Source organism: Corynebacterium sp. 74A (genome assembly GCF_008930665.1).
GTDB lineage: Bacteria > Actinomycetota > Actinomycetes > Mycobacteriales > Mycobacteriaceae > Corynebacterium > Corynebacterium megadyptis.
Genome location: NZ_PQMG01000001.1, coordinates 238,386 through 252,798 on the forward strand (window position 1 = coordinate 238,386; position 14,413 = coordinate 252,798).

11 protein-coding genes are annotated in these 14,413 nt (G+C 63.3%); 5 read left to right on the forward strand and 6 right to left on the reverse strand.

The features are described 5' to 3' along the window. Positions 1 to 52: 52 nt before the first annotated feature. From GBB11_RS01005 to aspS, 3 genes are all read right to left on the reverse strand, one after another. Positions 53 to 1,429: a replication-associated recombination protein A gene (locus GBB11_RS01005; RefSeq protein WP_151548670.1), complete on the reverse strand. Its 1,377-nt coding sequence runs from the start codon at positions 1,427 to 1,429 to the stop codon at positions 53 to 55. Positions 1,430 to 1,446: 17 nt separating this feature from the next. Next, positions 1,447 to 2,727 carry a phosphotransferase family protein gene (locus GBB11_RS01010; protein ID WP_151548671.1) on the reverse strand — a complete coding sequence of 427 codons (1,281 nt, stop codon included), beginning with the start codon at positions 2,725 to 2,727 and terminating at the stop codon, positions 1,447 to 1,449. A gap of 368 nt (positions 2,728 to 3,095) precedes the next feature. Next, on the reverse strand, positions 3,096 to 4,889 hold the full coding sequence (gene aspS, locus GBB11_RS01015) for an aspartate--tRNA ligase (protein WP_151548672.1): 1,794 nt from the start codon (positions 4,887 to 4,889) through the stop codon (positions 3,096 to 3,098). A gap of 192 nt (positions 4,890 to 5,081) precedes the next feature. On the opposite strand from aspS, the gene GBB11_RS01020 reads away from it, so the two are divergent. The 4 genes from GBB11_RS01020 to GBB11_RS01035 all read left to right on the forward strand — a co-directional run bounded on the left by GBB11_RS01020 (position 5,082) and on the right by GBB11_RS01035 (position 8,996). After that, complete coding sequence (locus tag GBB11_RS01020) at positions 5,082 to 5,957, forward strand: neutral zinc metallopeptidase (protein WP_151548673.1); 876 nt, start codon at positions 5,082 to 5,084, stop codon at positions 5,955 to 5,957. Positions 5,958 to 6,007: 50 nt separating this feature from the next. Continuing rightward, positions 6,008 to 6,784 carry a CBS domain-containing protein gene (locus GBB11_RS01025; protein ID WP_151548674.1) on the forward strand — a complete coding sequence of 259 codons (777 nt, stop codon included), beginning with the start codon at positions 6,008 to 6,010 and terminating at the stop codon, positions 6,782 to 6,784. A 102-nt stretch (positions 6,785 to 6,886) separates the two neighbouring features. Further along, a complete protein-coding gene (locus GBB11_RS01030; protein ID WP_151548675.1) occupies positions 6,887 to 7,444 on the forward strand; it encodes a CE1759 family FMN reductase in 558 nt (185 codons plus the stop codon). Positions 7,445 to 7,601: 157 nt separating this feature from the next. Further along, a complete protein-coding gene (locus GBB11_RS01035) occupies positions 7,602 to 8,996 on the forward strand; it encodes an L-serine ammonia-lyase (protein ID WP_151548676.1) in 1,395 nt (464 codons plus the stop codon). A 105-nt stretch (positions 8,997 to 9,101) separates the two neighbouring features. Here GBB11_RS01035 and hisS read toward each other — a convergent pair whose 3' ends face one another. Both hisS and GBB11_RS01045 read right to left on the reverse strand, forming a co-directional pair. Further along, complete coding sequence (hisS, locus tag GBB11_RS01040) at positions 9,102 to 10,379, reverse strand: histidine--tRNA ligase (RefSeq protein WP_192796298.1); 1,278 nt, start codon at positions 10,377 to 10,379, stop codon at positions 9,102 to 9,104. Positions 10,380 to 10,394: 15 nt separating this feature from the next. Further along, a complete protein-coding gene (locus tag GBB11_RS01045; RefSeq protein WP_370513508.1) occupies positions 10,395 to 11,033 on the reverse strand; it encodes an MBL fold metallo-hydrolase in 639 nt (212 codons plus the stop codon). Positions 11,034 to 11,133: 100 nt separating this feature from the next. On the opposite strand from GBB11_RS01045, the gene GBB11_RS01050 reads away from it, so the two are divergent. Beyond that, positions 11,134 to 11,988 (forward strand): peptidylprolyl isomerase, encoded by an 855-nt coding sequence (locus tag GBB11_RS01050; protein ID WP_151548679.1) that lies wholly within the window; start codon positions 11,134 to 11,136, stop codon positions 11,986 to 11,988. A gap of 125 nt (positions 11,989 to 12,113) precedes the next feature. On the opposite strand, the gene GBB11_RS01055 is transcribed toward GBB11_RS01050, so the two are convergent. Beyond that, positions 12,114 to 14,399: a bifunctional (p)ppGpp synthetase/guanosine-3',5'-bis(diphosphate) 3'-pyrophosphohydrolase gene (locus GBB11_RS01055; protein ID WP_151528658.1), complete on the reverse strand. Its 2,286-nt coding sequence runs from the start codon at positions 14,397 to 14,399 to the stop codon at positions 12,114 to 12,116. Positions 14,400 to 14,413 lie beyond the last annotated feature (14 nt).

Consider the following 14,413-nt stretch of genomic DNA (forward strand, 5'->3'; position numbering starts at 1 on the left):
AAATTCCTCGCTTCACCGTGGTATGAGTGTCAATCTCTGGGTAGTTTACTCTTTAGCCGCGCACGATCCTGCGCAGGCGGCCGATAAAATCATACAGACGTTTTTCCGCACCGTGGGTGCTCGGCTCATAGTAAACGGCATCGTCCAGCGCTTCGGGGATATAACGCTGCGCCACTACCCCGCGCGGATCATCATGCGGATAGCTATACCCCACCGCATTGCCCAGCTTCTTTGCGCCTTCATAGTGCCCATCGCGCAGATGCTGCGGCACGGGATAGTTCTTGCCCTGGCGCACATCCTCAAGCGCGCGGTCGATAGCCCGATACACCGCATTGGACTTCGGTGCCGTGGCCAAATGCACCACCGCTTGAGCGAGCACGATACGTCCCTCGGGCAGGCCGATCAGCTGCACCGCCTGGGCAGCAGCGGTGGCGGTGCTGAGCGCGGTGGGATCGGCCATGCCGATATCCTCACTGGCGGCGATCACCAGTCGGCGGGCAATAAAGCGAGGATCCTCCCCCGCATCGATCATCCGCGCCAGATAGTGCAGGGCCGCGTCAACATCCGAGCCGCGAATGGACTTGATGAAGGCACTGGTGACGTCATAGTGCTGATCTCCATCGCGGTCATAGCGCACGATCGCGCGATTGACGTTGTCGGCGATGGTCTCCAGAGTAAGTGTGCCGCCATCCTCGACGGCCTCCGCGCAAGCCTCGAGGTAGGTGAGACTGCGGCGGCCATCGCCGCCGGCGAGCAGCACCAGCTGCTCTAAAGCCTCATCATCGGCGCTGATGCGGCCACCGATGCCGCGCTCATCCTCGAGGGCGCGGGTGATCAGCTGCTTAATGGAGTCATCCTCCAGCGGGTTGAGCTGGAGTAACAGCGAGCGGGAGAGCAGCGGTGAGACCACCGAAAAGCTCGGGTTCTCCGTGGTGGCGGCGACGAGCAAGACGGTGCGGTTTTCCACCGCGGCCAGCAGCGCGTCTTGCTGCGTTTTCGAAAAGCGGTGCACCTCATCAATAAAGAGCACGGTTTGCTGGCCCTGGATGAGGCGGCGACGCGCCTCGTCGATGACCGCGCGCACCTCCTTCACCCCGCTATTCAGCGCTGAGAGCGCCACGAAGTGCCGGCCGGTGGCAGCACTCACCAGTGAGGCGATCGTGGTCTTTCCCGTCCCCGGCGGGCCATAGAGAATCACCGAGGCGTCGCCGGAGCCCTCCACTAGCCGCCGCAGCGGCTTGCCCGGGCCGAGAAGGTGGTCTTGTCCCACCACCTCGTCGAGGCTGCGGGGGCGCATCCGCGCCGCCAAGGGGGCGGCGGCACCGGGATGGAAATAGTCCGCGGCCGTGGATCCTGCCGATATCCCTGCTGTGCCGCCCGCGCCGGCTGCGTTCGCTCCGGCCGTATCAAACAGGCCTTGTTGGGGCATGTGTGCTCTACCTACTCCTAGTGGGTGCTCTCGCGCAGGGTCTCGGCGAGGTCGGCACCGACGAATCGATCGATCACGTGCTGGGCAAAGTCCACCACGGCGGGGAAACGGGGATCGTCCGAACGCTGGGCGAAGCGGATGAGTGCATCGAAGGTTTCGTAGATGTCGATCTTCGCGAGCCGCTCCAGCTCGGCGGTGTCGTCGAAGGAGTCGAGCATCTGCTGCGCGGACCAGCCTAGGTTGGTGTTCTGCGCGGCCTCGTCGATGGAGTCCTCGGCTGGGCGCATCTGATCGAGAATATTGAGCGGGCCGAAATTGAGGTGCCAGATCGACAGCACTGCCCAGCCCACGAGCGCGGTGACAATGCGGGCACGCAAACGCTCGGGGTTATTCACGTTCGGCCACATGCTGCTCACTTCTTGGCGCCATGCTTCGACGAAGAGATCTGCCTCCTGATCACTCAGCCGGTGGGAGAACACGAATTGGGGGAAGCCGGCAACCACGCAGGCCACATCGAAGGTGGCATCGCGGAAGCCCGCCCATTCATAGTCCAAAAACTCGGGGCGCTCCGAGTAGACGATGTTATCCGGAGACAGATCGAAGGGCGTGAACGCTCGGTGCTGCCCGGAGACCAGGCGGCGCTGCGCCTCGTGGGCGAAGCGCCGCACGGTGTCATCAATCACCACCCCGTGCTTCTCCAGGAACTCCAGGCCAGAGAGCACCCCGGTTTCCAGTGCCTGGTCCCGATAGCCGGCGTGGGAGGCCTGTGCCCCATGCTTGGACACCATGCGGCGGAAGAGGATGTCAAAGTCTTGTTCGTGATCGGCAGAGGCCGAGTGCAGCAGACCAAGGGCGCGACCGAGGCGGCGCAGCAAGGAGCGGCGCTGCTCGGTATCGGCCCGATCCATCAAATCGGCGAAGGTATCCACATCGCCGCAGTCGGAGATCACCAATAGGCGCTCGTCCATGTCATAGGCCAAGAGCACCGGACCTGGCCGCACATCATTCGGCAGCGAGGTGGTGAATTGATAGGCCACCACCTCCCGCAGGAAGCGCGTGGGATCAAGAGGATCGTCCGAGGACGGCGAGTGTTTGACCACTACCGTGCGCTCTTGCAGATAGGGCGAGGGGGTGAGCTTCAACCGCAAAACGGTGGAATTGCCCGAGCCCTCGAGAATTTCTGCGCCGACCAGCCTGAGGGAACCACCGTACCGCTTGCACAAGAGCTTCTCTGCACGAGCAACCACATGCTCGTGGATCTCTTCGACGGCCGCGGTGGGTGTGATTGTCGCCGACATGGGCGTGATCTCTCCTCAGTGGGGTTATGAGCTAAAAGTATGGTTCGGTTAAGGCTCCCGCGCATGAGCACCGCTCCCCTACGGCGCTATGCACGGCAGTACGCACGCACTCAATTCCTTGCAGTCATGAGCACCATTGTGCCTGAGTGGCTGACCCTACCGATAGGGCCTAGGCGATATTCACAGCGACATCACATCCGCAGCCCCATGGCGCGGCGTGGTGTGAGATGGCCGCGGCATGCCCGCCAACTGGGTGCGCGCATGCAAAAGCGAGGGCGCTGCGCCTGCCGCACACTGTGAACGAGACTGCCACCCTCGCTGAGCGCGCTACCGCCACCACTGCGGGTGGCGGCCGCGATGCGTGCGGATTAGGACTGTGCGTCCTTCTCCTTCGGCTTGGCGTCGATACCCGATTCCTTGCGTTGTTGCTTGGTGATCGGCGCCGGGGCTGCGGTGAGCGGATCCACTCCGCCACCCGACTTCGGGAAGGCGATGACATCGCGGATGGAGTCGAAACCGCCCAGCAGGGAGACGATGCGGTCCCAGCCGAAGGCGATACCGCCGTGCGGCGGGGCGCCAAAGGCGAAGGCGTCGAGCAGGAAGCCGAACTTCTCCTGAGCTTCCTCATCGCTGATCCCCATCACCTTGAACACGCGCTCTTGCACATCGCGGCGGTGGATACGGATGGAGCCGCCACCGATCTCGTTGCCGTTGCAGACGATGTCATAGGCGTAGGCGGTAGCCTCACCTGGGTTCTCATCGAAGCTATCGATCCACTCGGGCTTCGGGGAGGTAAAGGCGTGGTGCACGGCGGTCCACTGGGAGTGTCCCAGAGCCACATCGCCGGAGGCGGTGGCTTCGGCAGAGGGCTCGAACAGGGGCGCATCCACCACCCAGGTGAAGGCCCAGTCGCCCTCCTTGATCAGGCCGAGCTTCTCGGCGATCGCGCCACGGGCCGCGCCCAGCAGGGCACGGGAGGACTTGGCATCGCCGGCAGCGAAGAAGATGCAGTCGCCGGGCTTGGCGCCCACGTGCTCGGCAATGCCGGCGCGCTCGGCGTCGGTGATGTTCTTGGCCACCGGGCCGGACAGTTCGCCGTCTTCGCCCACGAGAATATAGGCCAAGCCCTTCGCGCCGCGCTGCTTCGCCCACTCCTGCCAGGCGTCGAGCTGACGACGCGGCTGGGAGGCGCCACCGTCCATCACCACGGCGCCCACGTAATCATTCTGGAAGACGCGGAAGGTGGTGTCCTTGAAGAACTCGGTGCATTCCACCAGCGGGATGTCGAAGCGCAGATCCGGCTTATCGGAGCCGTACTTCTCCATCGCTTCCTTGTAGGTCATGCGCGGGATCGGGGTGGAGATCTCATAGCCGATCTCCTTCCACAGCGCCACCAGGATGTCCTCGGCTAGGGCGATGACGTCTTCCTGATCCACGAAGCTCATCTCAACGTCCAGCTGGGTGAATTCCGGCTGGCGATCGGCGCGGAAGTCCTCATCGCGGTAGCAGCGCGCGATCTGGTAGTAGCGCTCCATGCCGGCCACCATGAGCAGCTGCTTGAACAGCTGCGGCGACTGCGGCAGGGCGTACCACGAGCCCGGCTTGAGGCGCGCCGGAACGAGGAAGTCGCGGGCACCCTCCGGGGTGGAGCGCGTCAGGGTGGGGGTTTCGATCTCGAGGAAGCCATGGCTATCGAGCACCGAGCGGGCCGCGCGATTGACATTCGAGCGCAGCTTCATAGCGGCGGCCTGGCTGGAGCGGCGCAAGTCCAGATAGCGGTACTTCAGGCGGGTTTCCTCGCCCACCTCACCGGAGGAGGATGCGTCCTCGATCTGGAAAGGCAGCGCCGAGGCCTCATTGAGGATCTCCAGCTCGGAGACGTTGACCTCAACATCGCCGGAGGCAAGGTTCGGGTTCTCGCTTCCTTCCGGACGCGGCTCGACCACGCCGGTGACCTTCACGCAGAACTCGCTACGCAGCTTGTGTGCCTGCTCTGCCACCTCGGACTCGCGGAACACAACCTGCGCCACGCCGGAGCTATCGCGAAGATCAATAAAGATCACGCCACCGTGGTCACGGCGACGCGCGACCCATCCGGTCAGCGTCACGGTGCTACCCGCGGTTTCTTTCCTTAAATCCCCTGCATAATGAGTACGCAACACTGAAGGCTGTCCCTTTCCTTTACATAAATATGTAGATCCGTGCTGAGTTTACCCGCCAGAGTGGACATATTCGACACCGGCCCCTGTGCATGCTTATCGACGCCATCCTCGCCCCCCCCCGCACATCACCAGCGCACAGCGCTTGCAGCGAGATGGCGTCGATAAGCGCACAGAATGTGAGAATATAAACACATGACTTTTCGTAAAGACGTTACGAGCGAAGGCAGCCGCGCCCGAACCGGCGGCGGTGGCCGAGCGGTAGCGCTAGGTGGCGGCGGCATTGGCACCCTGCTGCTCGTAGGGCTGTATCTATTCATGGGCGGCGATATTGGGAGCCTCGGCCAGCTCACCGCGCCCGAGCAACAGGTCCAAGGCGAGTCCGGCACGCTGGAGCACTGCCGTACCGGCGAAGACGCCAACACCCACGACGATTGCCGCGTGATGTTCACCGCCTTGTCGGTCGATGATGTGTGGCGCGAGCAGCTGCCGGCCCAGGCCGGTATCGACTACACCGAGCCCACCCCCGTGCTTTTTGAGGGCGCCACCCAATCCGGCTGTGGCATCGCACAATCCGCCACCGGCCCCTTCTACTGCCCGCGGGATAACTCCGCCTACTTCGACACCTCATTTTTTAGCCAGCTGGATCAGCTCGGCGGCGATTCCGGCCCGCTCGCCCAGATGTATGTGGTGGCCCACGAATACGGCCACCACATCCAGAACTTGGAAGGAACCCTGGGCTTAAGCAACTACAACGATCCCGGCGCGGATTCGAATGCGGTGAAGATCGAGCTGCAGGCCGATTGCTATGCGGGGCTCTGGGCGCACTACGCCGATCAGGGCGAGGACGCCTATCTCGAGCCGATTACCGAAGAGCAGGTGCAGCAGGCCGTGGATACCGCGCGCGCCATTGGCGATGACAATATCCAACAGCAGTCCGGCCGAGAGGTGCAGCCGGATAGCTGGACACACGGTTCCTCGAAGCAGCGCCAGCAGGCCTTTATGACTGGCTACACCAGTGGACGCATGTCCACCTGCGACACCTTAGAGCGCGGCGGCGATACCGACTAGCGTTTCCGCCCGCCCCGTGAGACCCCGATGCGTGGAAAGAGGATGGCCCCATGAATGACACCCACCCCGCCGAGCGCGACGCCGCGAATGAACCGGCGCACCGCGCCCACCAATTCATTGCGGCATTTAACGATATCGAGGCGCACTTTCGCTCGGTATTACAGCCGAAGGGCTATGAAGCCTTTGGCTCGATGGCGCGCCGCATGGAAAACAGCGGGGCCATCACCTCCCTGCAGTTGATGGAGCTTGAGGCCTTTGTGGATCTGCGCAATGCGATCAGCCACGGCTCCTATCGTGATGGCGAGCCCATTGCGGAGCCGCGGGCCGATACGGTGGCCGCTATTGAGAAGCTGCGCGATGTATTGCTCAGCCCGCCGCGGGTGGTGCAGGTGATCGGGCAGCAGAAGATCTATAGCTTCACCCCGGAGGACTCACTCTCCGAGGTATTTCACATTATTAATGAGAAGGGCATTTCTCAGTACCCGATCTATCACGAGGGCTCCTATCAAGCGCTGCTGACCACCACCATGGTGGCGCAGTGGTTTGCGGACTGGTCGCTGCGCCGCAGCGCGGGCGAGGATGTCGGCGCGCTCGAGGCTGTTCGGGTGGGCGAGGTGATCGATTTCGCCCATAGCCGCGCTTTGCGCGATCATGCGGTCTTTGCCCCCGCCGATGTGGACGCGGCCACGGCGGTGACGATGCTGCGGCATCCGGAGCTGCCGCGGGTGCTGATTGTTACCGAGCACGGCAAGAAATCGCAGAAGCCGATTCGTATCGTCGGCGCCGCTGATGTGATCCCGCTGCTGGATGCACTGGAGGAGGTGTAGGCCGCCGCGCGGCTTCAGGTGGGCCCGCAACAGCGGTATCTGCCCATCGGATTCTCCCCCTCTCCTGCCGCTGCTGCACCGGCTGGGCTACCCTAAGAAACCATGCCATCTCTGCTCGTGATTTCTGCTGGGCTCTCCTCGCCATCCTCCACGCTTGCTTTAGCGCGCCGTATCGCCACTGCCGCCGAGGACTCGCTGGCGCAGCAGGGTGAGACTATCTCCCGCTCCGAGCTGGAGGTGCGCACCCTGGCCTTCGATCTGGCCTCCTATATGACCGAGGGATTTCAGCTCAGCCCGGCGCTCAGCGCTGCGCATCGCCAGGTCGAGCAGGCCGATGGGCTGATTATCGCCACTCCGATCTTTACCGCCAGTTTCTCGGGGCTATTGAAGATGTTTGTGGACTCGCTGCCCCGCACCGCGGTAGTGGGCACTCCGACGACATTGGCGGCCACCGCCGGCAGTCCCCGCCATCTGCTCGCGGTGGACTATGCGCTGCGCCCGCTGATCACACACTTAAAGGCCAGTGTGTTGCCCACGGCGGTATTTCACTCCACCGATAGCGCGGATTCGGCCGAGTTTGAGGAGCGTGTGCAGCGCGCCGCCGAGGAGCTTTCCGAGGCGATCATGATGGAGCACGCGGCAAGCACCTCTACCCCGTAGAGTGCTCGACGCCCGCCTGCTCGGAACGTCTGGAATACCAGATCGTCACCCCCGCACATAGTGTCCTTTTTCCTGCTCAGACCCTGTTCTCACATACCAGACCAGAGGGTAATTCCGGGCATCTTTATGTGATGTAGCCCGCAATAGACTAGGCACTATGACTATTTCAGCGGTTGATCTTTTTAGCATCGGCATCGGCCCCTCGTCATCCCATACTGTCGGACCGATGCGCGCTGCCCTGCAGTATGTACGGCAGCATCAGCCCCGAGCCGTTGCGATCACTCTGCACGGCTCGCTTGCAGCCACGGGGCTCGGACATGGCACCGACCGCGCCACGCTGCTTGGACTAATGGGCTACGAGCCCGATACGGTCCCCCACGATATCGAGCCCGCCCCCGGCGCAGCGATCCCGGCAAGCGGCACCATCGAGACCTTCGACGGGCCTATCGACTACCGGATTGTTTTCGATAACGCTCCCCTGCCACAGCACCCCAATGGCATGACCTTCCAGCAGCTCGACGCCTCCGGCGAGCCACTCGGGACGCCGCAGCGCTATTTCTCGGTCGGCGGCGGGTTCATTTTGCGGGAAGAGGAGATGGAGGAGATCTCCACCCTGCCCGCCGGAGCTGCCACTGCCGGCCGCGAGGGTGAACTGCCATATCCCTTCACCACCGGCAATGAGCTACTGGAGCTCTGCCGCCTACACGACATGTCGGTAGCGGCCATCATGCTGGCCAATGAATCCCAACTGCATTATGAGCACGGCGGGGCCGAGTATGTGCTCGGCCATCTCGACCGGGTGTGGCACACCATGAGCGAGTGCATCCAGCGCGGCACCGCCGCCACCGGCGAGCTCCCTGGGGGCTTGCGGGTGCGTCGTCGCGCCGCAGCCATGCTCGAGCGCATTCGTGCCGAGAAGCAAAACGATGAGGGCGATGCACTGCGCGCCATGGAGTGGGTGAACCTCTACGCGCTGGCAGTGAACGAGGAAAACGCCGCCGGCGGCCGGGTGGTCACCGCCCCCACCAATGGCGCAGCCGGCATCATTCCCGCAGTGATGAACTACGCCCGGGACTTCCGCGTGGACTTCACCCACGACACCGCCCGAGAATTCTTACTCGCCGCGGCCGCCATCGGCCTCATCATTAAAGAAAACGCCTCCATCTCCGGCGCCGAGGTGGGCTGCCAAGGGGAGGTGGGCTCCGCCTCGGCTATGGCCGCAGCGGGACTGGCGCAGATCATGGGCGGCTCCGCAGCCCAAGTAGAAAACGCCGCAGAGATCGCCCTCGAACACAACCTCGGGCTCACTTGCGATCCCATCGGCGGCCTAGTTCAGATCCCCTGCATTGAACGCAATGCCATCGGCGCGGTGAAATCTATTAACGCCGCCCGTCTCGCCTGCTTCGGCGATGGCCAGCACTGGGTGTCGTTGGATGATGCCGTCAAGACCATGAGCGACACCGGCAAGGACATGCTCTCCAAGTACAAGGAGACCTCTATGGGCGGGCTGGCCGTGAACATCGGATTGAAGGTCAACCGCGTGGAATGCTAACCACGCCCCGTGCGGCGTTCCGGCCTAGCATGCGCAACGGCGCTGCGCGCCGTTCCCGTGAGCGGTACGAGGAATCGCGGCAGCGCCGTTATAGGCCTTCGAGTTTTAGCCCAAAGCTGTGCGCAGGTGCTCCACCAGCGCGGCGGTGGAGACCTCCTGTTGCTCGTGGCGGCTCAGATCCTTCACCGCCACCACGTCATTGTCCAGCTCACGATCACCGATCACGAGCGCGAACTGGGCGCCGGCGCGATCCGCGCCCTTCATCGCGCCCTTCAAGCCGCGATCGCCATAGGACATATCGGCAGAGATACCGGCCACGCGCAGCTCATTGATGACAGCGGCGAGCCGCCGCTTGGCGTCTGCGCCCATGCCGACACCGTAGACATCCACCCGGGAACCAGTGGTCAGGCTCACACCCTCGGCCTGCATGGCCAACAGGGCGCGATCCACGCCCAAGCCATAGCCGATACCGGAAAGATCCTGTCCGCCAAGCTGTTTCATCAGCCCGTCATAGCGGCCGCCGCCGCCGATACCGGACTGCGCCCCCAAGCCGTCGTGCACGAACTCGAAGCAGGTCTTGGTGTAATAGTCCAAACCTCGCACCAAGCGCGGGTTGATCTCGAAGTCGATGCCCATGTCCTCGAGCAGGCCGGTGACCGTCTCGAAGTGCTCCCGGCACTCGGCAGAGAGATAGTCCAGCATGAGCGGGGCGTCGGCGGTCATCTCCTTGACCTCCTCGCGCTTATCGTCCAAGACGCGCAGCGGGTTCAGCTCGGCGCGCTGGCGGGTGGCCTCATCCAGCGGCAAGGCGAAGAGGAACTCCTGCAGCTTCTCCCTATAGGTGCCACGGCAGCTGGCATCGCCAAGAGAGGTCAGCTCCAGCCGGTAGCCGCGCAAGCCCAGGGCACGGAAAGAACGATCGGCGAGGGCCACCACCTCGGCGTCGAGGGCGGGATCATCGACCCCGATGGCCTCCACGCCCACCTGCTGCAGCTGGCGGTAGCGCCCGGCCTGGGGGCGCTCATAGCGGAAGAAGGGGCCGGCATAGGCCAGCTTCACCGGCAGCTGGCCGCGATCGAGGTTGTGCTCGATCACCGAGCGCATCACCCCGGCCGTGCCCTCCGGCCGCAGGGTCACCGAGCGCCCACCGCGGTCGGGGAAGGTATACATTTCCTTGCTCACCACGTCGGTGGATTCGCCGACGCCGCGCGCAAATAGGCCGGTGTCTTCGAAGATCGGCAACTCAATGTGCTCATAGCCCGCCCGATGCGCCTCGGATACCAAGGTGTTCTGGACAGCCTTGAATTCAGCGGAGTGCGCCGGAACATAATCCGGAACGCCCTTGGGAGCGGAAAATGCCTTGAGTTTCTTCGAATCAGTCACGGATGACAGTGTATATCAGGCGAGGAAGGGGTTGGACTTCAACTCCGTGGCCATCGTGGTCTCCGGCCCATGCCCGGGCAGCACATGCAGCTCGGGCGGGAGCTGAGAGACGACATCTGCCAGGCTGCGCTTCATGGCGGCAGGATCCGAGCCTGGCAGATCGGTGCGGCCAATCGAGCCGGCGAAGAGCACATCGCCGGAAAAGCACACCTGCCGCCCCACGAAGAGCACCGAGCCCGGGGAATGGCCCGGGGCATGACGCACCGTGAAGCGCTCCTTACAGATGTGGACCTCAGCGCCGTCATCGAGATAGTCCAGCGTGTCCGGAAAGGGCATGGAGGCGGCGTCGAAAAGCTGCTGTGCCTGCTCAGACACCCCCGAGCCATCCTTGAGCATGCCCGCATCCTGGGGGTGAATAAACACGGCGCAGCCCAGCTCGTTGGCGAGGGCGGCCGCATCGCGAGTGTGATCAATGTGGCCGTGGGTCAGCAGCACCTGCTCCAAGGTGAGATTGTTCTGCCGCAGGTGCTGGGTGATCGCGGCGGCCGCGCCGAGGCCGGGATCGATCACTGTCGCGCGCTCGCCATCGGAGATGACATAGCAGTTGGTCTGGAAAGGGCCGGTGACCATCATCGCAAGATTCATGCTCACCATCATAGGTCGCGGGCGGTACCACCACTGCGCCCGCGATACTCTAAACTGTGTTCAGTTAGCACGGAATCTACGAGCACATGAGGCTAGGTGAGCACCCCTAATGGAGAGCAATAAGAAGCGTCGCGAGGAGTCGATGCGCGCCCTCGAGCGCGAAATCAAGTCCCGTGATCGGAAGGAAAAGACCCAGCCTCTCGGCGTGGCGCTGGCCTCGCTGGCGGTGATTGGTCTCGCTACCGCCGGTATCTACTGGGCTTCAACGCACGAAGGCGATGATGCGGTGGAGGCTGCCGAGGAGACCAGCACCACCGAGGCAGCGGAGCAGGACATCACTCCGCTAGCCACCGAGCGCACCACCCCCCTTGGGGAAACCGTCACCTGCTCCTATGAGGATTCCGGCCGTGAGGCCAGCCGCGAGGTCTCCCGCCCCAACCAAGAGGATGTGCCCGCCCGCGGCACCGTCACCGTCACCCTCAACACCAGCCAAGGCCCGATCGGCATGAAGCTAGATCGTTCCGTCTCGCCCTGCACCGTCAACGCGGTGGAACACCTCGCACAGGAGGGCTTTTACAACGATACGATCTGCCACCGCATCACCACTTCCGGTATTCACGTGCTGCAGTGCGGCGATCCGAGCGGCCAGGGATCGGGCGGCCCGGGCTTCCAATTCGCCAACGAGTTCCCCACCGATGAGGCCTCGGATCAGGCCAAGCAGCAGCCCGTAAACTATGAGCGTGGCACCATCGCCATGGCTAATAGCGGCCCCGACACCAATGGCTCGCAGTTCTTCCTCAACTACGATGATTCCCCGCTGCCGCCGATGTACACCTACTTCGGCACCATCGATGACGCCGGACTGAAGACCCTCGACGCCATCGCCGAGAAGGGTGCCGCCGAGGGCGCCGGCGACGGCGCCCCTGCGGAGGAAGTAAAGATCACCACCGCCACGGTGAGCTAGAACATACCCCGCGCGGCCGCTGCGGCCGACACGACCCAAACAAGGCCCACACTCTTATTCCCCTAACGGGGAGAGTGTGGGCCTTCGTGCTGCGCTGACCAAGTGGGCACGGCGTAGATTGCGCTTTAGCCGCCCGAGGTGACGCGGTAGACGTCGAAGACGCCTTCGATACTGCGCAGATGGTGCATCAGGGATCCCAGCTGCTTGGAGTCCGAAACCTGGAAGGTAAAGCGCAGCATCGCCACCCGGTCATCGGCGACGCGGGTATTCATCGCAGTCACCGTCACCTTCTGCTCCGCGATCACCCGAGTGACCTCCAGCAATAGGCCATTGCGGTCAAGTGCCTCGACTTGCAGCGTGGCGGCGAATACCGTCCCCGAGGACTCCGAGGCCCACGAGACCTGAATCAGCCGCTCCGGCTCCTGCTGGAGTTTCTCGGCGTTGGTGCAGTCGGCGCGGTGCACGCTCACCCCGCCGCCGCGGGTGACGAAACCGAAGATGGTATCGCCGGGCACCGGGGTACAGCACTTGGCCAGCTTCGCCATCACATCCGGGCTGCCCTCCACCAGGATGCCGGTGGAGGAATCCTGGTGAGCGCGCTGCTTGGAATTGACCAGCTCGTGGAAGGGGGTGCGCGCGGCGAGGGCGTCCTCGGCATCATCGGCATCGCCGAAGGTGGCCATGAGGCGATTCATCACATGCCGCGCCGAGACCGAACCATTACCGATCGCGGCGTAGAGCGTCTCCACGTCCTGGTAGTGCAGCTCCTCGGCCACCGCCCGCATGGACTGCGAGGTGATCAGCCGGTGCAGGGGCAACCCGCCACGCTGCACTTCGGTGGCGAGGGCGTCGCGGCCGAGCTCCACATGCTCTTCGCGCCGCTCCTTGGCAAACCACTGCCGGATCTTCGCCTTGGCACGCGGCGAGGCCACGAACTTCTCCCAGTCCTGGCTGGGCCCTGCTGCCTGATCCTTAGAGGTAAATACCTCTACCCGATCGCCGGAGTTCAGCTTGGTCTCGAGCGCCACCAACTTGCCGTTGATCTTCGCGCCGATACAGCGATGCCCCACCTCAGTGTGCACCGCATAGGCGAAGTCCACCGGGGTGGCATCCACCGGCAGGTTCACCACATCGCCCTTAGGGGTGAACACGAAGATCTGCGTGCTGCTGAGGTCATAGCGCAGCGAATCGAGGAACTCATTCGGGTCGGCGGCTTCTTTTTGCCAATCCAGCAGCTGGCGCAACCACGCCATCTGATCCAGATCGGCTTTATCGCCCTTGTGCGAGCCTTTGGTCTCCTTATAACGCCAGTGCGCGGCAATGCCGAACTCGGCGTTGTAGTGCATCTCATGGGTGCGCACCTGCACCTCAAGCGGCTTGGTGCCCGGCCCCATCACGGTGGTGTGCAGGGACTGATACACCCCGAAGCGCGGCGCGGAAATATAGTCCTTGAAGCGCCCAGGCATGGCGGAGTAGAGCGAGTGCACCGCGCCGATGGCGGCGTAGCAGCTATTGATGTCATCGACGAGCACGCGGATGCCGATGAGGTCGAAGATCTCGTCGAAATCGCGGCCCCGCACGATCATCTTCTGATAGATGGACCAATAGTGTTTCGGCCGGCCCATCACCTCGGCGTGGATGTTGTTGTCCTTGAGGGTGGTGCTGAGCTCGTCAATGATCTGGGTGATATAGCGGTCCCGCGAGGGGGCGCGATCCGCCACCAAGCGCACGATCTCTTGGTACTTCTTCGGATACAAAATGGCGAAGGAGAGATCCTCCAGCTCCCACTTCACCGAAGCCATGCCGAGCCGGTGCGCCAGCGGCGCAATCACCTCAAGCGTTTCGCGCGCCTTTTTTGCCTGCTTCTCCGGGGGCAAAAAACGCATGGTGCGCATATTGTGCAGGCGATCGGCCACCTTGATCACCAACACCCGCGGATCATTACTCATGGCCACGATCATTTTGCGGATCGTTTCCGCCTCCGCGGCCGCCCCGAGCGCCACCTTGTCCAGCTTGGTCACGCCATCAACCATGCGGGCGACTTCCTCGCCGAAGTCGCGGGTGAGATCCTCCAGGGTGTAGTCGGTGTCCTCCACCGTGTCGTGCAGCAGCGCCGCCAACAGAGTGGTGGTATCCATGCCGATCTCCGCGGCGATGGTGGCTACCGCCAAGGGATGGGTGATATAGGGATCACCGGACTTGCGATACACGCCATCGTGCAGCCGCTCGGCGGTCGAATACGCCCGCTCCAAGAGGGCGACATCGCACTTCGGGTGGATCTCGCGGTGAATGCTGATCAGCGGCTCGAGGACAGGATTAGCCTTGACCTTGTTGCCGGTGAGGCTACGGGCGAGCCTGGCAGACATGCTGCGGACACTGACTTGGTTGCGTCCAGGTTTGTTTTCCGGCATAGCGCTAAGTGTAT

What these genes read in the sequence shown, in the direction of transcription:
- GBB11_RS01005 (WP_151548670.1), bottom strand. Translation starts at nt 1,429, where the DNA reads ATGCCCCAACAAGGCCTGTTTGATACGGCCGGAGCGAACGCAGCCGGC.
- GBB11_RS01010 (WP_151548671.1), bottom strand. Translation starts at nt 2,727, where the DNA reads ATGTCGGCGACAATCACACCCACCGCGGCCGTCGAAGAGATCCACGAG.
- GBB11_RS01020 (WP_151548673.1), top strand. Translation starts at nt 5,082, where the DNA reads ATGACTTTTCGTAAAGACGTTACGAGCGAAGGCAGCCGCGCCCGAACC.
- GBB11_RS01025 (WP_151548674.1), top strand. Translation starts at nt 6,008, where the DNA reads ATGAATGACACCCACCCCGCCGAGCGCGACGCCGCGAATGAACCGGCG.
- GBB11_RS01030 (WP_151548675.1), top strand. Translation starts at nt 6,887, where the DNA reads ATGCCATCTCTGCTCGTGATTTCTGCTGGGCTCTCCTCGCCATCCTCC.
- GBB11_RS01035 (WP_151548676.1), top strand. Translation starts at nt 7,602, where the DNA reads ATGACTATTTCAGCGGTTGATCTTTTTAGCATCGGCATCGGCCCCTCG.
- GBB11_RS01045 (WP_370513508.1), bottom strand. Translation starts at nt 11,033, where the DNA reads ATGGTGAGCATGAATCTTGCGATGATGGTCACCGGCCCTTTCCAGACC.
- GBB11_RS01050 (WP_151548679.1), top strand. Translation starts at nt 11,134, where the DNA reads ATGGAGAGCAATAAGAAGCGTCGCGAGGAGTCGATGCGCGCCCTCGAG.
- GBB11_RS01055 (WP_151528658.1), bottom strand. Translation starts at nt 14,399, where the DNA reads ATGCCGGAAAACAAACCTGGACGCAACCAAGTCAGTGTCCGCAGCATG.